30 protein-coding genes and 1 pseudogene are annotated in these 26,390 nt (G+C 69.9%); 15 read left to right on the forward strand and 16 right to left on the reverse strand.

Annotated features, from left to right (window positions below; translation table 11 throughout):
* Nucleotides 1-15: 15 nt before the first annotated feature.
* Together ACTWP6_RS18240 and ACTWP6_RS18245 are read left to right on the forward strand one after the other, a co-directional pair.
* Nucleotides 16-861, forward strand: coding sequence for a lysophospholipid acyltransferase family protein (locus ACTWP6_RS18240; RefSeq protein WP_443188433.1), 846 nt, complete (start codon nt 16-18; stop codon nt 859-861).
* Nucleotides 862-873: 12 nt separating this feature from the next.
* Nucleotides 874-1,308 carry an SRPBCC family protein gene (locus tag ACTWP6_RS18245; protein ID WP_260755959.1) on the forward strand — a complete coding sequence of 145 codons (435 nt, stop codon included), beginning with the start codon at nt 874-876 and terminating at the stop codon, nt 1,306-1,308.
* Nucleotides 1,309-1,317: 9 nt separating this feature from the next.
* Here the strand turns inward: ACTWP6_RS18245 and ACTWP6_RS18250 are convergent, their stop codons facing one another.
* Genes ACTWP6_RS18250 through ACTWP6_RS18260 form a run of 3 tightly spaced genes read right to left on the reverse strand, consistent with a single transcriptional unit; the run spans nt 1,318 to nt 4,217 of the window.
* A complete protein-coding gene (locus ACTWP6_RS18250; protein WP_443188434.1) occupies nt 1,318-2,187 on the reverse strand; it encodes a phosphotransferase family protein in 870 nt (289 codons plus the stop codon).
* A 1-nt stretch (nt 2,188) separates the two neighbouring features.
* On the reverse strand, nt 2,189-3,010 hold the full coding sequence (locus ACTWP6_RS18255; protein WP_443188435.1) for an acyl-CoA thioesterase: 822 nt from the start codon (nt 3,008-3,010) through the stop codon (nt 2,189-2,191).
* 13 nt (nt 3,011-3,023) lie between these two features.
* Nucleotides 3,024-4,217: a metallophosphoesterase gene (locus ACTWP6_RS18260; RefSeq protein ID WP_443188436.1), complete on the reverse strand. Its 1,194-nt coding sequence runs from the start codon at nt 4,215-4,217 to the stop codon at nt 3,024-3,026.
* Between the two features lie 72 nt (nt 4,218-4,289).
* On the opposite strand from ACTWP6_RS18260, the gene ACTWP6_RS18265 reads away from it, so the two are divergent.
* The 4 genes from ACTWP6_RS18265 (at nt 4,290) to ACTWP6_RS18280 (ending at nt 7,542) form a co-directional block, all read left to right on the forward strand.
* A complete protein-coding gene (locus tag ACTWP6_RS18265) occupies nt 4,290-5,123 on the forward strand; it encodes an SDR family oxidoreductase (protein WP_443188437.1) in 834 nt (277 codons plus the stop codon).
* Between the two features lie 9 nt (nt 5,124-5,132).
* On the forward strand, nt 5,133-5,783 hold the full coding sequence (locus tag ACTWP6_RS18270; protein WP_443188438.1) for a TetR/AcrR family transcriptional regulator: 651 nt from the start codon (nt 5,133-5,135) through the stop codon (nt 5,781-5,783).
* Entirely contained in the window at nt 5,780-7,087 is a 1,308-nt protein-coding gene (locus ACTWP6_RS18275) for a hydroxyacid-oxoacid transhydrogenase (RefSeq protein WP_443188439.1), read from the forward strand. Before ACTWP6_RS18270 ends, ACTWP6_RS18275 begins: the two co-directional genes overlap by 4 nt.
* 71 nt (nt 7,088-7,158) lie before the next feature.
* Nucleotides 7,159-7,542 (forward strand): acyl-CoA thioesterase, encoded by a 384-nt coding sequence (locus ACTWP6_RS18280; RefSeq protein ID WP_260757864.1) that lies wholly within the window; start codon nt 7,159-7,161, stop codon nt 7,540-7,542.
* A gap of 12 nt (nt 7,543-7,554) precedes the next feature.
* Here ACTWP6_RS18280 and ACTWP6_RS18285 read toward each other — a convergent pair whose 3' ends face one another.
* The 5 genes from ACTWP6_RS18285 to ACTWP6_RS18305 are packed head-to-tail and all read right to left on the reverse strand — an operon-like array spanning nt 7,555 to nt 12,302.
* Nucleotides 7,555-8,235, reverse strand: a complete 681-nt coding sequence (locus ACTWP6_RS18285) for an alpha/beta hydrolase (protein WP_260755953.1) — start codon at nt 8,233-8,235, stop codon at nt 7,555-7,557.
* A complete protein-coding gene (locus tag ACTWP6_RS18290) occupies nt 8,235-9,227 on the reverse strand; it encodes an NAD-dependent epimerase/dehydratase family protein (protein ID WP_443188440.1) in 993 nt (330 codons plus the stop codon). Before ACTWP6_RS18290 ends, ACTWP6_RS18285 begins: the two co-directional genes overlap by 1 nt.
* A 38-nt stretch (nt 9,228-9,265) precedes the next feature.
* Nucleotides 9,266-9,616, reverse strand: coding sequence for an STAS domain-containing protein (locus tag ACTWP6_RS18295; protein ID WP_260755951.1), 351 nt, complete (start codon nt 9,614-9,616; stop codon nt 9,266-9,268).
* Complete coding sequence (locus tag ACTWP6_RS18300; RefSeq protein ID WP_260755950.1) at nt 9,613-10,680, reverse strand: cobalamin B12-binding domain-containing protein; 1,068 nt, start codon at nt 10,678-10,680, stop codon at nt 9,613-9,615. The genes ACTWP6_RS18295 and ACTWP6_RS18300 overlap by 4 nt, the downstream gene beginning before the upstream one ends.
* Nucleotides 10,677-12,302 carry a PP2C family protein-serine/threonine phosphatase gene (locus tag ACTWP6_RS18305; RefSeq protein ID WP_260755949.1) on the reverse strand — a complete coding sequence of 542 codons (1,626 nt, stop codon included), beginning with the start codon at nt 12,300-12,302 and terminating at the stop codon, nt 10,677-10,679. Before ACTWP6_RS18305 ends, ACTWP6_RS18300 begins: the two co-directional genes overlap by 4 nt.
* A gap of 327 nt (nt 12,303-12,629) precedes the next feature.
* On the opposite strand from ACTWP6_RS18305, the gene ACTWP6_RS18310 reads away from it, so the two are divergent.
* Nucleotides 12,630-13,766 (forward strand): 1,4-beta-xylanase, encoded by a 1,137-nt coding sequence (locus ACTWP6_RS18310; protein WP_396885352.1) that lies wholly within the window; start codon nt 12,630-12,632, stop codon nt 13,764-13,766.
* Here the strand turns inward: ACTWP6_RS18310 and ACTWP6_RS18315 are convergent.
* The 4 genes from ACTWP6_RS18315 to ACTWP6_RS18330 form a co-directional block, all read right to left on the reverse strand.
* On the reverse strand, nt 13,759-14,952 hold the full coding sequence (locus tag ACTWP6_RS18315; RefSeq protein WP_443188469.1) for an MFS transporter: 1,194 nt from the start codon (nt 14,950-14,952) through the stop codon (nt 13,759-13,761). The two genes, ACTWP6_RS18310 and ACTWP6_RS18315, sit on opposite strands and share 8 nt — an antisense overlap.
* A gap of 183 nt (nt 14,953-15,135) precedes the next feature.
* Complete coding sequence (locus tag ACTWP6_RS18320) at nt 15,136-16,059, reverse strand: ribonuclease Z (RefSeq protein WP_443188441.1); 924 nt, start codon at nt 16,057-16,059, stop codon at nt 15,136-15,138.
* Entirely contained in the window at nt 16,056-16,430 is a 375-nt protein-coding gene (locus tag ACTWP6_RS18325) for a hypothetical protein (protein ID WP_260755946.1), read from the reverse strand. The genes ACTWP6_RS18320 and ACTWP6_RS18325 overlap by 4 nt, the downstream gene beginning before the upstream one ends.
* A gap of 55 nt (nt 16,431-16,485) precedes the next feature.
* Nucleotides 16,486-17,043, reverse strand: a complete 558-nt coding sequence (locus tag ACTWP6_RS18330) for a type 1 glutamine amidotransferase domain-containing protein (RefSeq protein ID WP_260755945.1) — start codon at nt 17,041-17,043, stop codon at nt 16,486-16,488.
* Nucleotides 17,044-17,125: 82 nt separating this feature from the next.
* Here ACTWP6_RS18330 and ACTWP6_RS18335 point away from each other — a divergent pair, with 82 nt between their 5' ends.
* Nucleotides 17,126-17,404: a hypothetical protein gene (locus tag ACTWP6_RS18335; RefSeq protein WP_443188442.1), complete on the forward strand. Its 279-nt coding sequence runs from the start codon at nt 17,126-17,128 to the stop codon at nt 17,402-17,404.
* Between the two features lie 41 nt (nt 17,405-17,445).
* A pseudogene (locus tag ACTWP6_RS18340) lies at nt 17,446-18,148 on the forward strand (cutinase family protein).
* A 15-nt stretch (nt 18,149-18,163) separates the two neighbouring features.
* On the opposite strand, the gene ACTWP6_RS18345 reads toward ACTWP6_RS18340, so the two are convergent.
* A complete protein-coding gene (locus tag ACTWP6_RS18345; protein ID WP_260755942.1) occupies nt 18,164-18,418 on the reverse strand; it encodes a hypothetical protein in 255 nt (84 codons plus the stop codon).
* Nucleotides 18,419-18,487: 69 nt separating this feature from the next.
* Between ACTWP6_RS18345 and ACTWP6_RS18350 the strand changes: the two genes are divergently transcribed.
* Entirely contained in the window at nt 18,488-19,180 is a 693-nt protein-coding gene (locus ACTWP6_RS18350) for a HemK2/MTQ2 family protein methyltransferase (RefSeq protein ID WP_260755941.1), read from the forward strand.
* Nucleotides 19,181-19,221: 41 nt separating this feature from the next.
* Nucleotides 19,222-19,404 (forward strand): CDGSH iron-sulfur domain-containing protein, encoded by a 183-nt coding sequence (locus ACTWP6_RS18355; protein ID WP_260757862.1) that lies wholly within the window; start codon nt 19,222-19,224, stop codon nt 19,402-19,404.
* Here ACTWP6_RS18355 and ACTWP6_RS18360 read toward each other — a convergent pair.
* Entirely contained in the window at nt 19,381-20,391 is a 1,011-nt protein-coding gene (locus ACTWP6_RS18360) for an iron-containing redox enzyme family protein (protein ID WP_260757861.1), read from the reverse strand. The two genes, ACTWP6_RS18355 and ACTWP6_RS18360, sit on opposite strands and share 24 nt — an antisense overlap.
* Before the next feature lie 228 nt (nt 20,392-20,619).
* Between ACTWP6_RS18360 and ACTWP6_RS18365 the strand changes: the two genes are divergently transcribed.
* The 4 genes from ACTWP6_RS18365 to ACTWP6_RS18380 all read left to right on the forward strand — a co-directional run bounded on the left by ACTWP6_RS18365 (nt 20,620) and on the right by ACTWP6_RS18380 (nt 24,270).
* Nucleotides 20,620-21,609 carry a ferritin-like domain-containing protein gene (locus tag ACTWP6_RS18365; protein ID WP_443188443.1) on the forward strand — a complete coding sequence of 330 codons (990 nt, stop codon included), beginning with the start codon at nt 20,620-20,622 and terminating at the stop codon, nt 21,607-21,609.
* Between the two features lie 107 nt (nt 21,610-21,716).
* Complete coding sequence (locus ACTWP6_RS18370; RefSeq protein ID WP_260755939.1) at nt 21,717-22,970, forward strand: KasA/KasB family beta-ketoacyl-ACP synthase; 1,254 nt, start codon at nt 21,717-21,719, stop codon at nt 22,968-22,970.
* Between the two features lie 65 nt (nt 22,971-23,035).
* Nucleotides 23,036-23,752 carry an NUDIX hydrolase gene (locus ACTWP6_RS18375; RefSeq protein WP_260755938.1) on the forward strand — a complete coding sequence of 239 codons (717 nt, stop codon included), beginning with the start codon at nt 23,036-23,038 and terminating at the stop codon, nt 23,750-23,752.
* An 80-nt stretch (nt 23,753-23,832) separates the two neighbouring features.
* Nucleotides 23,833-24,270 carry a hypothetical protein gene (locus tag ACTWP6_RS18380; RefSeq protein WP_260755937.1) on the forward strand — a complete coding sequence of 146 codons (438 nt, stop codon included), beginning with the start codon at nt 23,833-23,835 and terminating at the stop codon, nt 24,268-24,270.
* On the opposite strand, the gene ACTWP6_RS18385 is transcribed toward ACTWP6_RS18380, so the two are convergent.
* Together ACTWP6_RS18385 and ACTWP6_RS18390 are read right to left on the reverse strand one after the other, a co-directional pair.
* Entirely contained in the window at nt 24,252-25,160 is a 909-nt protein-coding gene (locus ACTWP6_RS18385) for a phosphotransferase (protein WP_443188444.1), read from the reverse strand. The genes ACTWP6_RS18380 and ACTWP6_RS18385 overlap by 19 nt on opposite strands.
* Nucleotides 25,157-26,377, reverse strand: a complete 1,221-nt coding sequence (locus ACTWP6_RS18390; protein ID WP_260755935.1) for a mechanosensitive ion channel family protein — start codon at nt 26,375-26,377, stop codon at nt 25,157-25,159. The genes ACTWP6_RS18385 and ACTWP6_RS18390 overlap by 4 nt, the downstream gene beginning before the upstream one ends.
* Nucleotides 26,378-26,390 lie beyond the last annotated feature (13 nt).

Raw genomic sequence — 26,390 nt, forward strand, 5'->3', positions numbered from 1 at the left:
GTCAATAGCCCTTCCATGGCGGGGTTCGGTGATGTCCTCGAGTGGGTCAAACACGAGGTTTCTGCGCGCGTGCCGAAGGCTGATCTCGATCAGCGCGACGCCGACTACATCCGCGAGCAGCTCCCGGGGCTCTGGCTGCTGGCCTCGCTGTACTTCCGTGCCGACGTCTGCGGCCTCGACCGTATCCCGCCCGACGGCCCGGTGCTGCTGGTCGGCAACCACAGCGGCGGGAACCTGCCGCCCGACACCTTCGTGTTCACGTTGGCGTTCTGCTCCTACTTCGGCGTGGAGCGCCCGTTCTTCCAGCTGGCCCACAACCTGGTGGTCTCCATGCCCGGTCTCGGCTCGCTGCGCAAGTTCGGCACCGTCGCCGCCAACCACGACAACGCCACCCTCGCGCTGACGTCCGGCGGTGCGCTGCTGGTCTATCCGGGCGGCGACTACGAGGTTTTCCGGCCGTCCTGGAAGCGGCACGAGGTCGACTTCGGCGGTCGCAAGGGGTATGTGAAGCTGGCCCGCGAAGCCGGTGTGCCGATCGTCCCGATCGCCAGCGTCGGCGGCCAGGAGGCGGCGCTGTTCCTCGACCGTGGACAGTGGCTGGCCAGGTTGCTGATGGTGGACAAGATCGCCCGGCTCAAGAGCGTCCCGATACTGTTAGCTCCCCCGTGGGGACTGGCCGTCAGCGACATGGTGCCGAGACTGCCGCTGCCGACGAAGATCACCATCGAGGTGCAGGACCCGATCGCGCCCGACGAGATCGCCGCCGGAGACGACGACACCATCCACACCAAGGTCGAGGGTGCGCTCCAGTCGGCGGTCGACCGGCTGGCCTCCGAGCGACGCTTCCCGGTGATCGGTTAAGGGGGCAGGCGGATGCGGCTGCAGCGAAGCGTCATCATCGACGTCGATCCGCACATCGTGTGGAAGCACGTCAGCGACCCCGGCTGCTACCCGGAATTCATGGCCAGCCTGGAGCGGTGGGAGATCATCACCGAGGGGCCGGTCGGTGTGGGGTCCCGCTACACCGTGCACTGGAAAGTCGGCTCCGTCCCGATCGGCGGGGTTATCGAGGTCACCGAGTTCGACGAGGCCCGCGACCTCGCGTTCATCGGCATCACCGGCGTGGGGTTACGCGGCCGGTTCCGACTGCGGGAGAACGGCCCGGGTCGGACCAAGGTGACATTTCGGCTGTCCTATGAGGCGCCCGGCGGACTGCTGGGCCTGATTGCCGACCGGGTGGCCTCGCGGCAGGTCGGCCGCATCATGGACAAGACCGTCAAGAACCTCAAAGCCCTTACCGAGAGTTGACCTTCACGATCAAAAGAGTGCCAGCGCCTCCGCGATCATCCGATGGCCCTGACGCTCGAATGTCTCATCGCCCACGTGATGTGCCCAGACGGCGGTGCCGATCGCTTCGTGCAGGGCCGACATCCGCCATTGCTCGGGGTGCCGGGGGTCGTCACCGTATCCGGCGAAGAACGCGGCTTCCAGCCGGGGGTCGTCCCGCCAGTGCCGCGCGGCGAGCCGACAGAAGTCGGTGATCGCGGGCCGCCACGCGAAACGGCCGAAGTCGATGACCTTGATTGTGCCCCTTGTGACGCCCCCGTCGACGATCCAGTTCCTCGGTTGCCAGTCACCGTGGGTGGGCACGACGACCACCTCCCGCGGCCGGTACCCCGTCAGGATGCTGCGCAGCCGCGTGGCGATGTGCTGCGGGATCCGATGGGGCTCGCCGAGCCAGCTCAACGATTTCGTCACGGCGGCCGCTTCCCAGTCGGGATCGGTGCGTCGAGCCTGACCGTGGAATACCCGGGCCAACCTTCCCGCCTGCCGGTACGTCTCGGCGGCGAATTCAGCGTCGGAGCCCGACACCAACGACCCGTCCAGGTACCGCACGACGAGAAGGTTCGCCGTGCGGTCACAGTGCAACAGCTCGGCGGCGTGTCCGGTCGCGGCCAGGCATCCGGTGAACCCCTCGAAGGCGGTGATCTCGCGGCCGATGTGGTGGTTCTGCGCTCCGCCGGCCTTGACCACCACCCTGCCGCGTTCGGAGTCCACGTCGAGGACGACGGTATCGACGAGTCCCCAACTCAGATCGCGGCGCAGACGCGCACCGGGGAGCCAGCGGGCCAGGCGTGCGGCCTGCTCGTCGGTGAGCCGTCCGCGATGCCACGACTGCACAGCCATGTCAGCGCCGCGGAGGCGGGAAGTACATCTCCTGGCGCACCGTGCACACCAGCTCGCCAGAGCGGTTGAACATCGTCCCGCCGGCGAGCGCGAGCGTGTCGGTGCTGCTGGGCGAGGACTGGTCGTAGAGCAGCCAGTCCGACAGGTCCGCCGCGGCGTGGAACCACACCGAGTGGTCACGCTGAGCCGCAGCCGAGATCCCGCCTCGCGCGGCATAGGCCGGTTCGGTCAGCGTGACCGCCGACAGATACGCCACCAGCGACGCCGTCAGCGCCGGGTCGTCAGGGACCGCACCGTCGGGCCGCCACCAGATCAGCGAGTGGGCAGGTGGGGCGGTGTCGGCGTCGACGATGCGCCGCTCGAACCAACGCAGGCTGGCCCACATGCCCTTGCTGACACCGTCGGACTCCGCGAAATGCGGAGGCACCCGCGGAAACGAATCTGGTTGTGCCACAACGGGACACGGCGGCTGGTAGGTGACCCCGGCCGGGGTCGGCGACTTGAACGACGACATCGCCTCCAGCAGGATCTCCTCACCCTGGCGGGCGGTCACCCGTCGCGCCGAAAACGTGCGCCCCTCTTGCAGACTCGTCACCTCGAAGGCGACGGGCAGCCGGGCGTCACCGGGGCGCAGGAAATAGGTGTGCACGCTGTGGGGCGTGCGGTCCCCAGCGGTGAGGCTGGCCGCCAACAGTGCTTGGGCGCAAATGTGGCCGCCCAGAATGTGGTTGGCGGGAGCGGGCAGCTGCGCGCCGACGAACGACGTCGCGCCGGCCCGGTCGAGCTGCATGGAGGCGAGCACATCGCCCAGCGAAGAGGACACGCAGGTATCTTGCCTAACAGCTGCGCAGCGTCATCAAGGTGATCTCGCTCGGCGCGAAGACCCGGAACGGCGGACCCCAGAACCCGGTGCCCCGGCTCGTGTACAGCTGAGTCCGCTCGCCGTGCGTGCTCAGTCCGTGCACCACCGGCTGTTCGAGCCGCACCAGGAAATTGAACGGCCAGATCTGACCACCGTGGGTGTGCCCCGAGATCTGCAGATCGACTCCGCCGCGCACGGCATGCGTGACCTGCTTGGGCTGATGGGCCAGCAGCAGCACCGGAAGTGAAGGGTCGGCGCCGGCCAGCGCGGTGTCGAGGTCCGCGCCGTGGCCACGGATGCCCGAGCCCGACGCGGTGGCGTCGTCGATGCCCGCGACGACGAGCCGGTCACCGTCGCGCTCCACCACCACGTGCCGGTTGTGCAGCACCTCCCAGCCGATGCGGTCCATGTAGTCGAGCCAGCCCTGGGCTTCGCTGAAGTACTCGTGGTTGCCGGTCACGTAGACGCGGGCCGATGCGGCGCGCACCGACGCCAGCGGCGCGGCCTGGGCGTCGCGCGTCGCCGCTGTCCCGTCGGCGATGTCACCGACGTGGCAGACCACATCGGCTTCGAGGGTGTTGACCCGCTCCACCACGCCCGCCGACCAGCGGGCACGGTTGATCGGCCCGTAGTGGGTGTCGGTGATGATCACCACCCGCAGGCCGTCCAGCCCGAGACCGAGCCTCGGGAGCGTCACGTCGAGCCGCTTGACCCGCGGCACCCGCATCGCCTCGACGTGACCCCAGCCCAGCAGCACCACGGTCACGGCCACCACCACGACGGTGGCGATCCGCGACCGGGTCGGGTCGGCGACGCCGCCGGCCCACAGCAGCAGCTCGAGCAGCTGACCCAGCACCGACCAGGTGAACAACACCCAGATCGCGCCCAGCAGCGCGTCGCCGGCCGCGGCAGCGCCGTCGCGACGTGTGCGGCCGTGCCCGAGGCGCATCAACAGCGGCAGCGCGGCGAACGCGGCGACGAACCCGAGCGTGCCCGCGGCCACGCCGGCCACCGGCCACGCCGCCCCGCCGAGCACCAGCGTCGACCACGGCACCCCGAACAGCAGCAGCATGATCGCCAGCACCACCGCCACGCGGCGCCAGCGACCGGGGGAGCGGCGCCGCGGGTGGGCGGCCTCTTCAACTGCGTCGGCCGGGACGTCGGACATCTCTCGAAAGTACCGACGGCCGGCTTCCGCGCCGCTGGACCGCAGTGTTGAATGTCCCGAGGAGGTTTACAGATGAGTGCAGTTTCGTTAATCACCGGCGGCGCGGGTGGCATGGGCACGGCCACCGCCCGACTCGTCGGTGAGGACCACGCGGTGGTCCTGGCCGACGTCCGGCAGGACCGGCTCGACGCTGCGGCAGTCGAGCTGACCGGGCGCGGGGTCGACGTGCACGCGGTCAACTGCGATGTCACCGACCGGGACGCCGTCGAACGGCTGTTCACGACGGTGGCGGGCCTCGGCACGCTTACGTCGGTCATCCACACGGCCGGGGTGAGCCCCAGCATGGGCGACGCCGAGTACGTGATGCGGACCAACGCGTCGGGCACCGTCAACGTCGGGGAGGTTTTCTTCACGATGGCCGGAGAGGGCGCCGCGCTGGTCAACGTGGCCTCGATGGCGGCGCACCTGGTGCCGGCCGAACTGATCCCCACCGCAACCTTCCCGCTGGCATTGCAGGACCCCGACGCGTTCCTGACCGAGATGCTGCGGGCCTGCGAGCTCGCTCCCGAGGAAGCCCGGTCCGGTATCTCCTATGCGTTCAGCAAGGCCTTCGTCCGCTGGTACAGCAGTTCGCAGGCCGAGCGGTTCAACACCCGCGGCCTGCGCGTCGTGTCGGTGTCGCCGGGTTCGGTCGACACGGAGATGGGCCGGCTCGAAGAGCAGGCCGGCGCCGGTGCCCTGGTCGCCGACGCTGCGGTCCCGCGCTGGGGCAAGCCGGAGGAGATGGCGGCTCTGCTCGCGTTCTGCGCCAGCTCCAAGGCCGGCTATCTGACCGGCACCGACATCCTCAACGACGGCGGCGTGGTGGCCTCCATGACCGAAAGAGCGCGACTGGCCGCAGGTTAGGATGGCCGCGTGCGCAGCCACGGGTGGGGCGGTAACACGCCCGCCTCCGACGAGGAGGCGATCGACCGCATCCTAAACGCCGCGGACACCATCATCGCCGACCGCGGATCGGCGATGCGCATCGCCGACGTGGCACGTGAACTCGCCGTGACCCGGCAGACCGTGTACCGGTACTTTCCGAGCACCGACGCGCTGTTGATGGCCTGCGCGATGCGGTCCGCCGACGGATTCCTCGACCGGCTCGCCGCGCACCTGAGCGGGTACACCGATCCTGCCGCCGCGATGGTCGAGGGTGTTGCGTACGCCGTCGAGGCGCTGGCCCACGACGACACGATCGAGTTCGTGTTCCACCAGCGCGGCCGCGGCGGCGCGGTCCCGTCGATCACCTCCGACACCGCCCGCGCGTTCGGCCGGGCGCTGCTGCACCGTCTCGACGTCGACTGGGAAGCACACGGTTTCGACGAAATCGCCCTCGATCAGCTCGCCGAGTTCGGGCTGCGCTCGATTCACTCTCTGCTGCTGGACCCCGGCAGTCCACCGCACGCCGGCACGGAACTGCGCACCTTCCTGTCCCGCTGGCTGGGGCCCGCCGCCGCGTCGCCGCGCGGCCGGCGTTCGGTGGCATCGGTGAGCGGCGGTCGTGGACAATCGGCAGGATGAGTTGCTGCCAGCACAACGGTGTGGGGGGCGCAGGGGACACCGCGTTCACCGTCGACGCGTCACGGATCACTTTCGGGCGAGGCTGCCTGCGTGAGGCCGGTGACCGGGTCAACGCGCTGGGCGTCGCGCGGGTCGCGTTGTTCACCGACCCGACGGTCGCCGAGCTGGAGATCTTCGACACGGTGCAGCGGTCCCTGCGGGGCGCCGGCATCGACATCGTCGCCTACACCGACGTCCGGGTCGAACCCACCGACGAATCCTTTAAGCAGGCAGCGGAATTCGCGACCGAGGTGGCCGCGGACGGTTACGTGTCCGTCGGCGGCGGTTCGGTCATCGACACCGCCAAGGCGGCCAACCTCTACGCCAGTCACCCCGCCGACTTCCTGGAGTACGTCAACGCCCCGGTCGGCGCCGGCGCCGCGGTTCCGGGCCCGCTGCAGCCGCACCTCGCGTGCCCGACCACCTCGGGCACCGGCAGCGAGGTCACCGGCATCGCGATCTTCGACCTGCTGTCGATGGCGGCCAAGACCGGCATCGCCTCACCGGCGCTGCGCCCCACCGAAGCACTGGTCGACCCCGACTGCACCGACACCCTGCCCGCAAACGTGGTGGCCTGCAGCGGCCTCGACGTGCTCTCCCACGCGCTGGAGTCCTACACCGCGCGGCCCTATCACCGCCGCGCCGCACCCGGCAGACCCAGCCAGCGGCCGATGAGCCAGGGCGCCAACCCGTGGAGCGACCTGGGCAGCGTGGAGGCGCTGCGACTGCTCGGCCGGTACCTGCAGCGGGCCGTCACCGACGGCGCCGACCGGGAGGCCCGCGAGCAGGTGATGTGGGCGGCGACGCTGGCGGGTATCGCGTTCGGCAACGCGGGAGTGCACATCCCGCACGCGATGGCCTACGCCGTGGCCGGGCAGGTGCGCGGGTTTCACCCCGACGGCTACCCTGGCGACGAACCCCTTGTGCCGCACGGGATGTCGGTGATCCTGAACGCGCCCGCGGCGTTCCTGGCCACCGCGCCGCTGGACCCGCCGCGGCACCTCGACGCGGCAGCGCACCTCGGGGCGGACACTGTCGGGGCCGCGCCCGACGACGCCGGGACCGTGCTGGCCGACCACCTCGTGACGATCATGCAGGCGGTCGGGATGCCCAACGGTCTGGCCGGTGTCGGCTACTCCCAGGCCGACGCCGACGCCCTCGCCGAGGGTGCGTGGCCCCAGCAGCGACTCCTCGGCAACGCCCCGCTGGATGTCGACAAGGCATTGCTGGCCAACACTTTCCGGCACGCGATGAGCTACTGGTGAGCGAACCGACGGCGCCCGTGACCCACCGCATCGCCGACTACCGGTACTTCGTGCCGATCACCACCCGGTGGATGGACAATGACGTCTACGGCCATGTCAACAACGTGACGTACTACAGCTACTTCGACACCGTGGCGAACCACTTCCTGATCCACGAAGGCGGCCTGGACATCCACACCGCACCGGTGATCGGCCTGGTGGTGGAGTCGAAATGCGCGTACCTGGCCCCGGTGGCCTACCCGGATGACCTGCGGGCCGGGTTGCGGGTGGACAGGCTCACCAACCGTTCGGTGACCTACGGCGTGGCGATCTTCACGGCCACCGGCGAGGACGCGGTGGCGTATGGTCACTTCGTCCATGTCTTCGTCGAACGTCAACGGCGGCAAGCAGTTCCGATCCCGGACCGGATACGGTCGGCGCTGACGGCGCTGGTGGTCAGCCAGGAGCCAGGGTGATCGTCACGGCAGCTAACCCGCCGGAGCCGGTGTCGCGGTGATGAGATCGGCGACCTGGGCGGCGGTGCGCGCAGTCGCCGGATCATCGGCGGGGGCGTACCGGTCGGCCGCGGCATCGTATCGGGCACCGGCGATGTCGCCGTGGTCGGCGTCGAGCTCCCGCAGCCGCACGGGCCAACCGGAATTCTGCAGCGACGCGGCGAACGTCCGGCTCGCCGATAGGGGAACGACGTCGTCGGCGGTGCCATGGAGCAGCGTGAACGGTGTCCGCGCCGCCGGGTTCTCAAGCTGTGCGGTGACGTCTGCGCCGGAGATCGGGTCGCGTGCCATGAAGGCCCCCGCCAGGCACACGGTGTGCGTAAGTGCGACGCCGTGGCTCTCGGCGGCCACGGTGAGGCCGGCCGCCGCGACACCGCCGAGTGACCAGCCCGCCAGCGTGAGCGGCTCCCGGCTGCGCGACCACGAGGAGGCAAACCGAGCGGACTCCAGCAGATCCGTTCGTCCGCCGTCGGGGCCGTGCGAATCCCAGTCCGGGACAACCACACTCCGGCCCCGCTCGGCGAGAAGACCCGCGAGCACCCGGACGGTGGCCCGCGCGTCGGTCTGGGTGCCGTGCCAGAGCAGCACCGTCGGCGCCGCCGGGTCGCCGTACAGGTCGACCGCGCGCCCCGGCGCGTACTCCGCGGTTTCCATCACGCATTCCCCGCGGCACTCGCCAGCGCCCGAAGTGTCTCCGCGGCAGTGAAGGTGGGCTGCCATCCCAGTTGCTCCCTGGCCTTGGTGGTGTCCATCACCACGGAGGTGCGGCCGGCGTGCAGCCATTCCAGGATCGACGGGACGAACGGCAACCGCGCGATCACCTCGGAGGTGGCGGTGGCCGCGGCGTGCGGGACCTTCACCGGCCTGGCGCCGAGCGCGTCACCCACGGTCGACATGGACAGCACGCCCTCGCCGGCGATGTTGTACGCCCCCGGCGGCGCCGAGTCGGTGGTGACCGCAGCGGCGATCGCCGAGGCAACGTCGTCGTGGTGCACCAGTTGCAGCGGGGTGCCGGGGTCGGGGAAGGGCGGCTTGAGCAGCGGCAGCGCCTGCGTGACCCGCCGCACCGTCCCGGGAAGCTGGTTCCAGGGCATCGCGTCGGCCAGCGCGGTCGCCTTGGGGCCCGCGACGATGCACGGGCGCAGGATGTACACCTGAAGCGACGACCCGATGGTTACCTCGGCCAGCACCGCCTCGCACGCGGCCTTCTGCTCGGAGTAGTAGTGCTCCGGTGAGCCGCGCGTCGGGACGTCCTCGGTGATCGGGACCGGGTTGTCGGAGTGGTAGCCGTAGGCGGCGACCGACGAGGTGTAGACGAGTCGCCGGACGCGGGGTTCGGCGACGGCGGCCTCGAAGACGTTGCGGGTGCCCTGCAGATTCACCCGCGCGCTCTCGTCCCGCGAACCCATGATGATGAACGCGAGGTGGACCACCATGTCCGCGTCGGCGACCAGCGCGTGCACCGCGTCGCGGTCGAGGATGTCGCCCTGCCGGTAGGTGGTCTTGGTCCAGCCGTGCTCGGCCGGGTCGAAAGGCCGGCGGGCCATCCCGACGATCGACTCCACGTCAGGGTGGTCCTCCAGAGCGGAGATGGTGGACAGGCCGATCTCCCCGGTGGGACCGGTCACCGCGACGCGCACAGACATGCCCGTGAGTTTCCCGGATCGGCTGTGGCAAAACGGCGTCAGCCGATGTCGGACTCGCCGGGCTCCTGTTGCGCCGCAGGGGTGGTGAGGAAGTTGAGCAGACCGGTGATGTCGAGGATCCGCTCGAGCTGCGCCGGCCGCTGGTCGAGGTGCAGGTGCAGGCCGGCGGTGGCGGTGCGCCTGTAGATCAGCACCAGGGAGGACAGTCCGGCCGAATCGCAGAAGGCCAGATCGGTGAAGTCCAGGTGGAGATCGGTGAGCCCGGAGGCCCGGCGCAGCACCTCGGAAACCGTGTCCAGCAGCAGCGGGGTGGAGCCGTAGTCGAGGTCTCCGGCGATGCGGACGCGGGCCGCCTGGTCGGCGGTGTGGACGGTGAGGGTGAGTTTCATGCGGAGAGTGAGGGGTTGTCGGTGGGAACGTGATGGACGGATGCGTGCGCGGCTTTGAGCAGGCGCTGGGCACGCGGGAACTCGGGCAGGTGCCCGGCGAGTGATTCGAGAGCGGGTAGCAGCGAAACCGCCGGCACGCCGCGGGCGGTCAAGATGTCGGCGGTCCAGGTGATGAACCCGACGAACAGTTCGTCGTCGTCGACGTACAGCGCGGTGGTGAGGAATTCGACGATGTGGGCGATGTCCTCGAGGGTGTGCTGGCGCTGCGCCTCGGTGTAGTCGCGCATTGCCGGGAAGCGGTCCTCCAGATCCCGGACCGTGGTCGCGATCAACTGCGCGCTGTTATCCCGGACCATCGTGTACTCCTGGTCCACCAGGTGGGGCAGGTCGTCGACGGGTTGGTGGGTGGCGGTGACCGGGACCGGGCGCAGGCCGTCCCCGAGCAGGGCGGCCGCGCTGCGGGCGTCCGCGGCCCACGCGTCGGCGCCGAGGCGGCGGGCGAAACGCCCGTCCGCGCCGAACGCGGCGCCGCCGGCGAGCACGGCCACACCGGCGGCCTGGCATGCGGTGATCGCGGCGTGCGCGGTGGGCAGCCGGGTCGGGATCATGCAGGACAGTGCGACCGCATCGGGGCCGTGCTGGTGCAGGTGGGCGATCAGATGCGGGGTGGGGACCTGGGCGCCGAGGAAGTCGACGTGCCACCCGCGCAGCTTCAGCACCTCGGCGAGCAGGCGCGCCGGCAGGGCGTGCCATTCGCCGTCCACGCAGGCCACTGTCACCCGGCCGGCGCCGCCGCTGGATGCGCAGGCCGGATGGTTTGACAGCGCGGCGATCGCGCGGTCGTTGATCGCGGTCGCGGCGTGCTCCTGGGCGACGGTGATGCGGTTGGCCGCCCATTCGGCGCCGACCCGACGCTGCACCGGCGCGATGACGTCGAGCAGCACCTCTTCGCCCGTCATACCGTCGTCGACCGCGGCCAGCACGACCGACGACGCGGTGTACTCGTCACCGTCGAGCGCCGCAGCCCAGAGTTGTTCACGGGCGCGAGAGGTGCGGTCGCTCACGCGGTGTACCTCCCAGCGGTGTGACCGTCGACCGCGCTCAGATGCGTGCGGCGCGGCGCGGTGATGGCGACCACGGCGATGTCGTCGTGGGCGCGGTGACTCACCCACTGGCTGGTGAGCATCATGACGCGCTCGACGACGGCCTCGGCGGGCAGACCCGCGCATTCCGCCAGCACTGTGGACAACCGCTCCTCGCCGAACATGTCGGTGCCGAGCGGTCCGCCGCGGGCCTCGGTGACGCCGTCGGTGTAGAGCAGGCAGGTCTCGCCGGGGGCCAGGGTGGTTTCCACGGTGCGGGCCTTGATCTGCGGCATCACGCCGACCAGCGTGCCGCGGGTGTCGGCCTCCTCCACACGGCCGTCGGTGCGCACGATCAGCGGGGCCAGATGTCCGGCACAGGTCAGACGCAGCACCACCTGCCCGTCGCGGCGCGACACCGAGGCCATCACCAGCGTGACGAACCGGGTGCTCTCCACCGAGAGCAACGCACTGTTGAGCAGCTTGAGTACCCCGGCGTGGTCTTCGGCCAGCGGTGCCAGCGCCATCAGCGTGTTGCGGATCTTGCCGGTCAGCACGGCGGCTTCGAGTCCCTTGCCGCAGACGTCGCCGAGGACCACCAGCGTCTCGTCCTCGGGCGTGGCCCCGACGTGCACGTCGTAGAAGTCACCGCCGATGGCCTCATGGTCTTCCGAAGCGCGGTAGCCGCCGGCGAGCTCGACGCCCTCAAGGCGGTGCAGGCGGGGCGGCAGCAGCTCCTCCATGAGGGTGCGCGTGATCGCGGACTGCTCGGCGTAGAGCCGAGCCGCCGACAGCGCCGCACCGGCGCGGGCCGCGAACAGCCGGGCGAACACCTCTTCGCCCTCACTGAACGCCGTCTGCGAGGAGCGCCGCAACAGGACCAGCGCCCCGGCCGGGACGCCGTGACCGGGCAGCGGGGTGATCACCACGGAGCCGACCGGACCTGGAAAGTCTTCGGGCACAAGCCAATCGGGAACGGATGTGGGGTCGATCCACCGCGACGGGACCGGTGGGAATCCGCGCAGGGCTTCGGAGAGCCCGGCCACGTCGGCGGGGTCGGCCTCGACGCCGCGGTGCGCCGCGGCGCCGTCGGGCCCGCTGCACACGACGGGGACGCGCCCACCGGAGCTGGGGGCGACGAGGACAGCGGCGTCGGCGAGGTGGCGTGCGGCCATCTGGACGGTCGCCTCCATGCAACGGTCGATGTTCAGCGAGGCCATCAGCACCGCGGACGCATCGTCGAGGAACGCCGCGCGTTCCCGTTCCACCGTCAGCGCCTGCCGTGCTTCCCGGGCCGAGCGGGCGGAATCTTCGACCAGCCACCAGGCGACCTCGCCACCGGGCAACGTCGTCGGGTGCGCCTCGAACTCCCGCCCGTCCACACTTCCGGACACTTTGGCCAGGCGCTGATGCGCGCCTGCCAGCCATGCCGGTGCCACGTCTTCGAGCGCACCGCCGGAGATGAGCTCCGGCAACACGGTTCGCGCGGATTCACTCGAGGTCCGGACCATTCCGGCCCCGTCGACCACGAGCACCGGGTGGGGAACCGATCCCCAGGCTGCGTCGTACTCCGAGGCGATGTCCAGGGGTGTGCTCTCCCCCATAGTGCCTCCTCACACAGACCGAACGAAGTCGGCCATCTTCCGACCTTAAGCAGCCGGGCGGGCAATGTCGACTCGCGGTTCTCAGGACACCGGCTTTCGCGACCGTCAATCACGGTGGCCACTGCTATCCATTCAGCGAAATTGGTTCTGTGCGTTGAGGTCCCGAATTCACGGCATGACCTGCGGCTGTAACGGGCTCGCCGGGGGCGTCGATACACAGGCGGTCGTCGACTTGCCCGGCACGCTCTCATCGACGTTGCAGCGTGGTCCGGCGGCGAATCACCGATCTTCGCACCGAAGGATTGCACGTTGCCGTCTGAAGCCCTGCTGGATCGTCGCTCTGCGCTCAAATTGCCCGCCGTACTGGCCGCGGGCGCCGTGCTGACGAGCGTGCCCCGCGCGTCGGCGGAGCTGGCGCGGTGGTCGCCCGACCGGGCACACCGGTGGCACCGGGCGCAGGGCTGGCTCGTCGGCGCGAACTTCATCCCGGCCAACGCGATCAATCAGCTCGAGATGTTCCAGCCGGGCACCTTCGATCCGCGGCGCATCGACACCGAGCTGCGCATGGCAAAGCTGATCGGGCTCAACACCGTTCGCGTATTCCTGCACGACCTGCTGTGGGTGCAGGACCGGGTCGGGTTCCAGCGGCGGCTGGCCCGGTTCGTCGACATCGCGGCTCACCACGGCATCAAGCCGTTGTTCGTGCTGTTCGACTCCTGCTGGGATCCGCACCCGCGGCTGGGGCAGCAGCGCAACCCGACACCGGGCGTGCACAACTCGGGCTGGGTGCAGAGTCCCGGCGCCGACCACCTCAGCGATCCGCGGCACCACCGCGTCATGAGGGACTACGTGGTGGGGGTGCTCAGCCAGTTCCGGCACGACCGGCGGGTCCTGGGCTGGGACCTGTGGAACGAGCCCGACAACCCCGCTGACGCGTACAAGGACGTCGAACGCAGGGACAAGGTGGAGCGGGTGGCCGAACTGCTGCCGCAGGTCTTCGGTTGGGCCCGCTCGGTCGACCCGATCCAACCGCTGACCAGCGGAGTCTGGGACGGCGAATGGGGAGATCCGGCGCGCCGCAACGAGATCAACCGGATCCAGCTCGACCTGTCCGACGTGATCACCTTCCACAGCTATGCCGACCCCAAGGGCTTCGAGGCGCGGCTGGAGGAACTGACGCCGATCGGGCGCCCGATGTTGTGCACCGAGTACATGGCCCGCACGCTGAACAGCACCGTGGAGTCGATTCTGCCGATCACCAAGCGACGCAATGTCGGCGCGTTCACTTGGGGCTTCGTCGCGGGCAAGACCCAGACCTTCCTGCCGTGGGACTCGTGGGACCGGCCGGTTCCCGGACCGCCCGGAGTGTGGTTTCACGATCTGCTGAAAACCGACGGCACCCCGTACCGGGACAGCGAGATCAACACCATCGCGGAGTTGACCGGACGTCGCCGCCCTAACTAGGGAGTGGTCCGACCAGTTTCGCCGGCCGGCACAGCACCGTCACCACCACGGCCAGGGCCGCCGCGACACCGAATGCCGCGTACACGTTCAGCGCGTCGGCGGTGCCGCCGAGCACCGCCGCGGCGATCGGGCGCGAGCCGAGGAAGCCGACCAGCCACAGCGCCATGATCCGCCCGCGTAACTCCTCGGGCGCGCGTTCCTGTACGACGGTGCCCAGCCCGGTCAACGCGCAGCCGAACCCGAAACCGGAGATCACGAAGCCGACGAACGCCAACCAGGGGTGCACGGCGGCCGCCAGGACCGCACTGCCGAGACCCAGGGTGGCCATCCCGATCGACGACACCGTCGCCGAGGCGATACGGCCGCGCAGCAGCGCCAGCGCGATCATCCCGACCGCGGCGCCGACCCCGAACACCGCCGACAACGTCCCCACCATCGAGGCATCGCCGCCGAGCGCGTCGGTGATCGACGGGGTCAACGTGATGGACGGGTCGGACACGATGCCGACGGTCGTGACCGCGAGCAGGGCCAGCAGCAGCGGGCGGTCGCCGAACACGTAGCGCACGGCGACCCGTACGCGGTAGTCGGTGCCCGAGCGCCGCTGTGGCGGGGCCGGGAAACGCACGGCGAGCAGGAACAGCGCGAACACCAAGTGCAGCACCGTGCTGACCGCGAACGCCGTCGCCGGTCCGATGTGCGCGGCGAGGTAAGCGCCGGCCGCCGGGCCGATGATCCGTCCGATCGTCATCGGCATGCTGTTGAGCGCCATCGCGGTCGGCAGCTCGCCGTCCCGGATGAGCGTCGGCACGATCGACTGCATCGCCGGCCCGCCGACGACGAACCCGAAGCCGACCAGCGTGGTCCCGACCAGCACGGGAAGAGCCGCGCCCATCCCCGTCAGCTCGGGCTGGATGAACATCCACGCCGCGACGGAACCGGAACCGGCCATGCAGAGCACGCGGCCGAGCAGGATCTGACGCGCCGGGTTCCCGGTGTCGGCCCACTTACCGCTCGTCGGGCTCAGGACCAGTTGCGGTGCGAACTGCACCACGCCGACCATGCCCACCATCAGCGCCGATCGCGTGGCGTCGTACATCACGATGGCGGCGACGATGCCGTGCGTCCACACCGCCACGACGGCGAACATCTTGCCCCAGAACAGCGCGCCGAAGACGGGGTCGAACATCAACCCGAGCGCGTTGCGTGCGGGCAGCCGGGTGGTCAGATCGGGGCGCCGACCTGCCGCCGGCGCACACCGGCGCTGGTCATGGCGGGTGGGCACCAAATATGCATAGCACAGCGATATTTGTGCCGCCGAATCGTCGGTCGGGGTGTTCAGCCGGTGGGCACGTCCGGGTCGTCCTCACGGCTACCCGCGCCGGGGCACCTCAATCCGGGTCAGTTCCTCGGCGATGACGAGATCGCCGTCGAACACCTCCCGTGCCTCGTGCCGGTGCTCGTCGGTATCGGGGTAGCGCTGCGAAAAATGGGTGAGCACCAGACGCCGCACGCCGCAGTCGGCGGCCACCCCCGCGGCTTGCCTGACGGTGAGGTGGCCGTGGCGGGCTGCCAGGTCGGCGTCGCGCTCCAGGAAGGTCGCTTCGATGACGAGGAGGTCAGCGCCGTCGGCGAGCGCGTAGACCGCGTCACACAGCCGGGTGTCCATCACGAAGGCGAAGCGCTGTCCGCGCCGGAGCCGGGTGACATCGGCCAGTCGCACCGACCCCGCGCCGGTCTCGAGGACACCGGCGCGCCGCAGCTCCCCGACGGCCGGTCCGGTGATGCCGAAGTGCTCCAACAGCTCCCGCCGGAACTGCGGCCGGTCGTCCTCGACGAGTCGGTAGCCGATGGCCTCCACGGGGTGGTCCAGCCGGCGGGCCTCCAGGCGGCCGAACGGCCCGGCGGCGATCACGCCGTCGGTCGACACCGGGTTTTCCCGGATGTCGGTGACGTCGTGGAAGGCGCTGGCTTGCCGCAGCCGCGCGAAGTACTCGCGCCCCGAGGCGGGGTAGGTGGCCTCCACGGGCCGCGTGACCCCGTCCAGCGACAGCCGCTGGATGACGCCCGGCACCCCGAGGCAGTGGTCGCCGTGAAAATGGGTCAGGCACAGCCGGGTCACGGCCGAGACCGGCACACCGGCGAGCAGCATCTGCCGCTGGGTTCCCTCACCGGGATCGAAGAGCAGCCCCTCGTCGTCCCAGCGCAGCAGGTATCCGTTGTGGTGGCGATGCCGGGTGGGGACCTGGCTGGCGGTGCCGAGGACGACCAGTTCTCTGCCGGTCGCCCCTGTCACCGAGAGCGGGCGCGCCGCGCGGTCGTTGCCTTGCGGGTGGTCGACTTCCGGGGCGGCGACGACCCATCCTGTTGGGCGGCCGTCGCTTCCTCGGTGCGATGGCCCAGTTGGTGTATCACCAACGCCGCCCCGCCCACGGTGAGAAGCACCGGCCATTCGACCAGTCCGGCCGCGCCGATCGCGCCGAGCGTCAACGCCGCGGCGGCGGAGGACTGACTGCCGCTACTCAGGCCGGCACGGACGCCGGTGGCCGCTCCCTGCACGCCGCCGACCACGCCGTTGACGGCGGCCCCGCCGACGGCACCCGTCACGGCGGTGGTGGCGTCGGCGACCTTGGTGAGGCCTCGATAGGCCGTGGATATCGGGTTCATCGGCACTCCCCATGTGTCGGACGCCGGGTAATGACCTCCAGGTTAACGCCGCGGCTCAGGTGTGGGCAGGTGTGTTCGCGAACCGGTCGGTGATGGCCTGACAGAACGCGTCGAGATCTTTCGGGGACCGGCTGGTGATCAGGTTGCCGTCGATGCACACCTGCTGGTCGACGACCGTGGCGCCTGCGTTGCGCAGGTCGGTGCGCAGGCTCGGGTACGACGTCAGCGTGCGGCCCCGGACGACGTCGGCTTCGACGAGTGCCCACGGGCCGTGACAGATCGCCGCCACCGGTTTGCCGGAGCGGACGAAGTCGCCGACGAACGCGACCGCTGCCGCGCTCAGCCGTAGTTTGTCCCCGTTGACCGTCCCGCCGGGCAGCACCAGCGCGTCGTATTCGTCCACCCGCGCACCGTCGACGACGCGATCCACCGGGACCGTGCCCGCCGGTTCCAGATCATGATTGCGCGCATCGATCTCGCCGTCCTTGGTCGACAGCAATTCGACTGTGCCACCGGCATTGTGGACCGCCTCACGGGGCCGTTCCAGCTCCACCTTCTCCACCCCGTCGGTGGCCAGGAAAGCAACCTTGCGGCCCTGCAGCTCATTCGGCATGCCATGTACTCCTCTCGCTCGCTGGCAGCGATACCCATTGGCCGGCGATCGAACCGCGGGCCTGCCGCGTACGGTCTGTCCTATGACTGCCCAGCCAGACGGCGACCGTCTTGACTCGGTCGCGCCAGGAGACCTCATCTCGTTGCCGCTGCCGGATGCCCCCGACGCGCAGGACCGCCAGTACAAGGTCGTGCACATCGACCCGAACGGCGCATCCTCCGACGAGGGATTGCTGCTCACGCTGGAGGCCGACGACGGTCAGACATTCGACGTGGAGCTGCCCGGGCACACCCGGGTGACGCGGGCGCTTGAGTCGAAGTGGGAGTCCCCGCAGAGCCCCACACCGCACCAGGGGCAGTGACCACCGTTTGACCGGCCGAAGCCGGTGGTACTGACCACACCATGAGAATGAGTCGAGTAGCAGGTATCGCCGGTGCGGCCGTCATGGGTGCGTTCACCGCGATCGCAGGGCCGGGGTCACCGGGGGCGGCGGCCCAGGCGTGCCCCGATGTCGAGGTGGTGTTCGCCCGCGGTACCAGTGAAGCGCCGGGCGTGGGTGGGGTCGGCCAGGCGTTCGTCGATTCGCTGCGGGCCCAGGCCGGCCCCCGCTCTGTCGGCGTGTACGCGGTGAACTACCCCGCGGCCAACAAATTTCGGCGATCGCGTCGCGTTCGCCCAGACGGTCATCGACGGTATCCGCGACGCGGGCAACCGGCTGCAGACCATGTCGGTCGACTGTCCCGACACCCGCCTGGTGCTCGGCGGCTTCTCGCAGGGCGCGGTGGTCTCGGGTTTCGCGACCTCCGACCGAGTGCCCGACTCGGTGCCCGCCGCGGCGGCTCCGGCCCCGTTGCCGCCGGAGGTCGCCGAACGCGTCGCTGCCGTGGTGCTTTTCGGCACGCCGTCGGCTCCTTTCCTGCAGAAGTTCGGCGCCCCGGCCATCACCGTGGGGCCGCTGTACGCCGACAAGACGATTCAGCTGTGTGCCCCCGGTGACACCATCTGTGACGGCGCGCCGGACGGCGGACCGAACTTCGCGCACGCCCTTTACCAGGTCAACGGAATGACCAACGAGGGCGCGGCATTCGCGGCGGGCCGGCTCTGACGCCCCGGCCGGGGGTCACCCGCCGGCGGGAACCGGATAGCGGTCGTTGACGTCGGCGTTGGTGTCCTTGCGGGCGCAGTGGGCGCAGCAGAAGATGCCTTCGTCGGTCTCGATCCCGTGGCCGAGGATGCGGCAACCGCAGTGCCCGCACTCTGGGGCCAGCGCAGCCGCCGCACACTCGACACTGTCGAACGTCGCGTTCCGCCCGTCGTGGAACGTCACGGTGAAGGCCTTGTCGTAGTCGTTGCCGCAGGTGTCGCAGATGCTCATGGTGCGTGGGGTTCCCACCGCCGATCAGGACAAACGTTTGGACGTGCGGGAATTGGGCATCAAAGATCCGTGACGAGCGCATATACCGAATTCGAGGCACCGGAACTCGGAGCCGAGGTCTATCCCCCGCAAGAGGATTCGCAGCTGCTGATCGACGCCGCCGTCGCGGCCGGCGTGTTGCCCGGAGCACGGGTCGCCGACCTCTGTACCGGCAGCGGTGTCGTCGCCATCGCCGCCGCCGCTTCCGGCGCCGCCGAGGTGACGGCATTCGACATCTGTCCGAAGGCCGTGCAACGCACCCGCTTAGATGCGCTCGCAGCCGGGGTGGACATCGACGTGCACCGCGGATCATGGGCACGCGCGGTGGAATTCGGCCCCTATGACGTTGTGCTCGCCAATCCGCCGTATGTCCCGAAGGCTCCCGACGTGGACGGCGAGGAGATCCCGGCCATGGCCGGTCCGTCACGGGCCTGGGATGCCGGCCCCGACGGCCGGATGGTGCTCGACCCACTGTGTGCGGCAGCGCCTCTGCTGCTGAACGAGGGTGGCACCATGCTGATCGTGCATTCGGAATGCTCGAACGTCAAGCGCACGCTCAGCGACTTGCGGGCCCAGGGTATGCGGGCCGAAGTCATTGCGCAGCAACTTATTCCATTTGGTCCGGTGATGATGGCGCGTGCGCCGTGGCTGATGAAGGCCGGCCTGCTGCCGCGCGGCAGCAGGCAGGAGCGCATCGTCGTCGTCCGCGCGGACGCGCCGTGACCGGGGCGCGGGTGGTCCGCGTCGTGCCGGGCGGACCGGTGATGGTCGAAGGCCCGGTCTGCATCGAGCTTCCCGACGGAAGCACCGTGGAATCCGATCGCTTCATGGTGGCGATCTGCGCATGCCGCAGATCGAAGACCTACCCGCTGTGCGACACCAGTCACCGGCGCCGGGCGCGCGCCGGTGAGCAGGCCTGCGAATCAGTCCAGGGGGCGGCGCAGTGACGACCGCCCGCCGCGCCAGCACTGCATGAGGTGATCGGCCAGCCGGTTCTCGACCAGGTCGAAGGCGCGGATGCCGAAGACCACGTCCCGGTCGAGTTCCGGCTCCCGGGCGACCAGGTCGCCGACCACATCGGTGCGCACCACCTGCTCGTGCACCGCATCGGCTTCGACGTGCTCGGCGTAGAACGCCCAGCACTCCTGCGGCGCACCCAACCGCTGCAGCGCCTGCACCATGCGGCGCGATCCCGGCGGGGACGTCACCTCGGTGGCGGCGAAATGCCCTACCGCACAACCCCGTAGCCGCCGGTGCAGGCCGAACATCGACATCAGGTTCACCACGGCCAGCGTTTCGGCCGGCACGTCCCCGAGGTAGCCGAGGTAGGTGGTGTCCAGCCCGGCGGCGGCCATCAGGTCGGCGAACAGCTGCTGGTGCAGGCGCGCACCCTTGCCCGCGCCGAACTCGTCGAATTCGACGGCGACGAACGAGGCCTTGGCCTGGCCGGTCAACCGCGGAATCGCCCAGGCGTGCGGATCTCCCTCCTTGAGGTGATACAGCGAGCGATGCGCAAAGTACTCCCGCATCTGCTCCCAGGTGCCCTTGTCGCGCAGGTGGTATGACGGGCCGCTGCCGTTCACGGGCTCCACGCAGAGCTTGTCGAGCTCTTCGAGTGCCGACACGTCGGGCTCGATCTCGCCGACACCCCTGCGGACGTCTTCGAGAAACAGCTCTTCGAGGCGCCCGCGCAAATACAGCAATCCGGCGTTCCACTCCCAGTTGGCGTCTACCCCGGCGAAGCCCCGGTAGTGCAGCTCATAGCAGACGTAGAGCGCGAGCTGAAGGTCCAGCCCGGCGGGGTCGGCGTCGGCCAGCGAGGTCTCGACGCGGGTCAGATAACGCAGCGGGGCGCGCTCGGCCAACTGCTCGAGCACTGACAGCGAGATCGGACCACGGGGTTCAGGCAATCGGGGTTGCACCAGCGTCGGCATCACGTCGGCGTATTTACCCACGTCGAGGGCGGTCAAACCGGGTGACCGCCGTCTCCAGCCGGGCAGGTGTACCCGTTCAGCGCGCCAACCCACACGTATTGCAGGGTTTTTCACATCGGGCGCAGAACGCGATGACACCCCGGCCGGTCGGGTAACCGGAGGAGCGAGCGCACCACAGCGCTGAAGAAATCGCAGCAATGCAATCTCAGACAAGGGGTGAACAACTACATGGCCGCACCGACGAGGAATGTCGAATCGACCGAATCCATCAAGGCCACACTGATCGCGCAGCTACGCACCGTGCTGGACCTGACCCACACCGAGATCCAGGTCGCCGAGACCAGGGTCTCCCAGGCCCGCACGGACGCCGTGCGGCGTGAACTGACCCAGAACGCCGAGAACGCCAAGATCCGCGCCGAAGCGATCGAGAAGGCGATTCGCGAGCTGGGTGGTTTCCCGGACATCATCGGACCGTTCCTGGGTCGCGCCGCCGCTGCGGTGAAGGCGCTGACCGAGCAGGCCGAGCCGTTCGACGAGGCGCTGCTCGGTGACCTCGCGCTCGAAGGCCAGCTGCTGGACCGGTCGCGCTACGTCAAGGCGCTCGCCGTCGCCGCGAAGGAGCAGGACGTCGAGCAGTTGGCCGGACGCCTGATCACCGCGCACTCTGCGACCGTGGAGTGGCTGACGACCGTGCTCGCCGAGGACGCCCTCGGCGGTCCGGCGGCGCTGCGCCGGACGCCGCTGCAGGCAGTGGCCGGGTTGGCCGTCAAGCTCGCGAACCTGCCGTTCACGTGGTCGACCCGCGGCGCGGAGCGTGTCGCCGAAGCGATCCGTTCGGTGCGTCCGACGGTCGCCGACCTGGTCGAGCGCGGCTCGCAGACCGGTGATGTGGCCGCCAAGGCTCTCGCCGGGGCCCGCGACGGGGCGCTGCAGGCCGCCGAGCGCATCACCCGCGAACAGGGCGCCGAAGACGCCGCCGACCTGATCCACGCCGCGCGCGGTGCGACCGGCATCCTCGAGCCCGAGGAGCTGCCGATCGCCGGCTACGACGAACTCAACGTCAACGATGCGGCCAACGCCGTGAAGGACCTCACCGATCCGGCCGATATCCGCATCATCGTGGCCTACGAGGAAGCCCACAAGAACCGCCAGCGTGTGGTGTCCGCGGCGCAGACCCGCCTAGCCGCCATCGCGCAGGAGGTGGTCGGCATCAGCTGACGCTTCCACGCCACAGGCCGGCACGGGACACCCGTGCCGGCCGTGTGCGTTTAACCTCGAGTGAGGTGAGAGGTCTCCGACCGGAATAAGTGGGGGTGACGCGAACGATGGCTGGTCCCTTTGACCGACGTGACGGGCGTCCGGGCGTGGTGGTGACAGCGGTCGCCTCCACCACGGCCCTGGCCGCCGATGCCGAACAGACGTGGGACGGCCTGATCGCCGGCCGAAGCGGTGTCCGCACCATCGACGCGCCCTTCGTCGAGGAGTTCGACCTGCCCGTCCGGATCGGTGGCCAGCTGACCGAGGAGTTCGACCCCCAGCTGAGCAAGGTCGAGATCCGCCGGCTGTCCTACATGCAGAAGATGGCTCTGGTGCTCAACCGCCGGTTGTGGGACCAGGCCGGAACGCCCGACATCGACACCAGCCGCCTGCTCGTCTCGATCAGCCATGCGTTCGGAAGCACCCGCGATCTGGTCACGGCCTATGACGACTTCCGTTCCCGCGGGATGCGGGCCGTGTCGCCGCTGGCCGTGCAGATGCACATGCCGAACGCCCCGGCCGCGGCCGTAGGCCTGGACCGCCAGGCCAAAGCCGGGGTCATCGCCCCGATGGCCGCCGACGCGTCCGGTGCGGCGGCGGTGGCCGAGGCGTGGCGGCTGATCACACTCGGGGAGGCCGACATGGCGATCTGCGGTGGTGTGGAGTCCAGGATCGAGGCGGTGCCGATCGCGGCGTTCTACAACCAGGGGCTGCTCGCGCACGACAACGAGCATCCCGAGGCGGCGTGCAAACCGTTCGACGCCTCGCGCGACGGCATGGTGTTCGGCGAGGCCGGCGCGCTGCTGCTGCTCGAATCCGAGGAGCATGCGCGGGCGAGGAACGCCCGGGTGCTGGCGCGGATGCTCGGTGTCGGCGTGACCGCTGACGCCCACGACGCCTTCGAACCCGATCCGGAGGGCGAGCTCGCCGCGTCCGCGATCAGCCGGGCCCTGCGTCTCGGCGGGGTCGCGGCCGACGAGGTGGACCATGTCAACGCCCACGCCGCGGGGACGCGGGACGGAGACCTGTCCGAAGCGCGTGCGCTCGGCAAGGTTTTCGGTAGCCACCATCCGGCGGTGTGGGCGCCGAAAGCGGCGCTCGGTCATTCGATGGGAGCATCCGGGGCGGTGGAGGCGGTGCTGACGGTGCAGGCATTGCGCGACGCGGTGATCCCGCCGACGCTGAATCTGGAGACCATCGACCCCGAGATCGATCTCGACGTCGTCGCGGGCGCCCCTCGCCGGGCCCCGCTGGGCTGCGCGCTGAGCGGAACCTTCGGCTTCGGCGGGCACAACGTGGCGCTGCTCTTCGGCAGCGACTGATCAACGGCCGGAGTGGGTTTCAGGCCGCTCCCCACTGGTGACCGGCGGCTGTTTACCCTCGAGCCGTGACGATCTCCTACGACGACCGGTTGCGCGATCAGGTGCTGCACCGTTTGACCGGGCACGACCGCCGGACCGTGACCGATCCGTCGAAGCGGCACGCCGCCGTCGCGGTGGTGCTCGTCGATTCGCTGGTCGGCGAGGACCGGGTGGATCCGGCTCCGGTCGAGGACTGGATTGCGGGCAGGCCGATGCCCGAGGACCTCGACGGGCGGATGGTCGATGTCTCCGGCGGTGCGGCGTTCTTCCTGTGCCGCAGGGCATCTCGGCTCTCCTCACACTCGGCGCAATGGGCGCTGCCGGGTGGGCGGGTGGATCCGGGCGAGACGGTCGTCCAGGCCGCACTGCGGGAGCTCGACGAGGAGCTCGGGGTCCGGCTGCCCGACACCGCGGTGCTGGGACTGCTCGACGACTACCCGACCCGCTCCGGCTACGTGATCACCCCGGTCGTGCTCTGGGGCGGTGGCCGGCTGGATCCGCGCCCTGCCCCCGACGAGGTGGTCGCGGCCTATCGCGTCGGGCTGCATCAGCTCCTGCGTGAGGATTCACCGAGGTTCATCAGCATTCCCGAGAGCCCCCGGCCCGTGGTGCAGGTCCCGCTCGGCAACGACCTGATCCACGCACCCACCGGCGCGGTGCTGCTGCAGCTGCGCTGGCTGTGCCTGGAGGGGCGGCACGATCCGGTCGATCAACTCGAGCAACCGGTGTTCGCCTGGCGGTAGGGCCTACCGCCGCCGGCAAACGGTCACCGGTCTCGCATATCCGTTTCAGGATGCGCGGTTGGGGTAGACCACACCTCGACATGGCAACGATCGAGCACCGCGCACGGCACCGGCAGGTGAGCCGGGACCCCCAGGTCACGCACCGTTTCACCACGGCGGCGATGATGGTCGCCGCGGGCGCGGCGGGCTGGCTGTGGACGTCCTCGGTGGCGCAGACGCAGCCGCAGCCCACGCCGCGGCAACCTGCGGTGTCGACACCGGCGCCGCAGCAGATCCACCGCGCCGGCCAGGTGATCGCGGTGACGAAGGACTCGCTGACGACGAGCACCCCCGACGGGCAGACCACCACCTTCCGCATCACCGCCGACACCCATCAGATCGGCCGGCCCAGCACCCTCAAGCGCCACGTCGTGGTGCTCGGCGTCGTGCACGACGGGGTCGCGGTGGCCACCGCGATCGCCGACCAGGGCGCCGTCGGACCCGACGGCCCGCCGATGGACTACGGGCTGCCCACCTGAGCCCGCCACTGCGCGAGGACCTCGCTCAGTCCCTGAGCGAGGACCGGTAACTGGGGAATCAAGGTCAGGCAGCCGATGAACTGCAGCCGGCGCGCGCGGTCCATGGTCGTCCGTACCTGCGGGTCGCTGGTGCGCATCCCGCGCCGCCGTGCCGCGGCGTCGTATTCGGCGACGGCGTCGGCCTCCAGTAGCGCGAGGTCCCATTCCACTGGTCCGCTGGTGACGTCTTCGAAGTCGGAGAACCGGATGCCCGACGTCGTCCGGATCACGTTGTGCGACGGCGCGTCTCCTTGTAGCGGCTGCACCGCAATCCCACCGAAGGCGGCCGCGAACGCCGCGCGGTCAGACAACATCTCCCGAAGGTCGGCGAATTCGTCGCGGGCCCGATCGATCTCGGCCACGGTCAGAAGGTCGACGGTCCCGAGATGCTCGAGCATCTCCGGCAACCCGTCGTTGAACGGACCCAGGAACGGCAGCTCGCCGGGGTAGCCGGCCAGGGCCGCGTGCAGCGCCGCGCTGTAGGACATGCCGGCACCGCGATACGGCTCATGGTCGGGCGCCAGATCGGCCAGCTCCCAGAATGTCATCGAGAATCCGTCGCGGCGCACGGGGCGACGGGGCACCAGAGGCGACGGCGGGACCACGGGAACGCCCTGATCGTGCAGCCACGCGGCGACGTCGAGTTCGCGCTGCTGGCGCACGCTCTGCTGTTCGGGCCGGGCGCTGCTGGTCAGCACTACCGGGACACGCGCGACCACCGGCTCCGGTTGCAGGTGTACCACCACGGAGAACACATCGTGGAGCACCGCGCCGTGCCGCACATCGAGTCCGAGGTTGCGTCCGGCGGTCACGGCGGCGGCCACCGCGCGCCCGGTTCTGTCACCCGTCATTCGTGGTGGCGCACCCCGGCCAGCACGCTCTCTGGGGGGTTGCCGGCGTGATCGAACGCGCGGCCGCGGCGCTCGGCGTGCGCGCTGCCGCTGAACAGTCCCGAGTCGGCCTGCGATGCGGCATGCGGTGCGGTCTCGACCGTGCGGCCGGACTGGGTGTGGTGTTCGAGCCGCTGACGGGGCAGCGCACCGGGATTGGAGCGCTGCAGCCAGGCGACCATGCCCTCGCGGATATCGCAGCGCAGGTCGAACACCGCGCCGGCGTTGGGCGCGCTGACCAGTATTCGCACCCGGACGAGCCCGTCGACGGCGTCGGTCACCTGCAAAACGCCGACCCGGCCGTCCCACTTCTCGTTCGCGTGCAGCATGCGGTCGAGTTCGGCGCGCATCTCCTCGAACGGGGCAGTGAAGTCCACGTCGAGCTCCACGGTGCCGAGCAGTTCGGTCGCGTTCCGGGTCCAGTTCTGGAACGGCGTGCTGGTGAAGTATGTGCACGGCAGCACCAGCCGCCGCTCATCCCACAGATGCACCACGACGTAGGTCAGTGTGATCTCCTCGATGCGGCCCCACTCGTCCTCCAGCACCACGATGTCGCCGACACGGATGGCGTCGGAGAACGCGATCTGGATACCGGCGAACACCGAACCGAGGGAGGTCTGCGCGGCGAGGCCGGCCACCACCGTCAACACCCCGGCCGACGCGAACAGCGTCTTGCCGATGTCACTGAACGACGGGAACGTCATCAGCGCCGCGGCCGCGCCCAGCATGACAACGACGGCGACGACGAGCCGCCGCAGCACGGTGACCTGCGTCTTGATCTTGCGGCGATGCCGGTCGGCATCGGTCAATCCTTCGTCACCGCCGGCGAAGCGGGAGATCACCTGGCGTTCGACCACCCGGACCAGGCTCACCGCCACCCAGGTCAGGGTCGCGATGAGCGCGATCACCAGCGTGTGGTCCAGCCAGCCGCGCCAGCCCGCCTGCCCGTCGCTGATCCGCCGCACGGCCACGGTGGCCGCGATGACCACCAGGGTCGCGCGCAGCGGCATCCGGGTCAGCTGAGCCACTTCGCGCATGACAGCGTTGTGACGGCCCAGCCGCAGCAGCACCCACGACACGGCCAGGCCGAGCCCGTAGCCCGCTGCGACGGCGCCTGCCATCCAGGCGGCATTGACGGCGAGATGAGTAGCTGAGGTCAATTCGATCGCGTCGTCCATATCTGTGCAGCCT

Origin of the sequence: Mycobacterium sp. 4D054 (assembly GCF_052245755.1) — a bacterium.
GTDB lineage: Bacteria > Actinomycetota > Actinomycetes > Mycobacteriales > Mycobacteriaceae > Mycobacterium.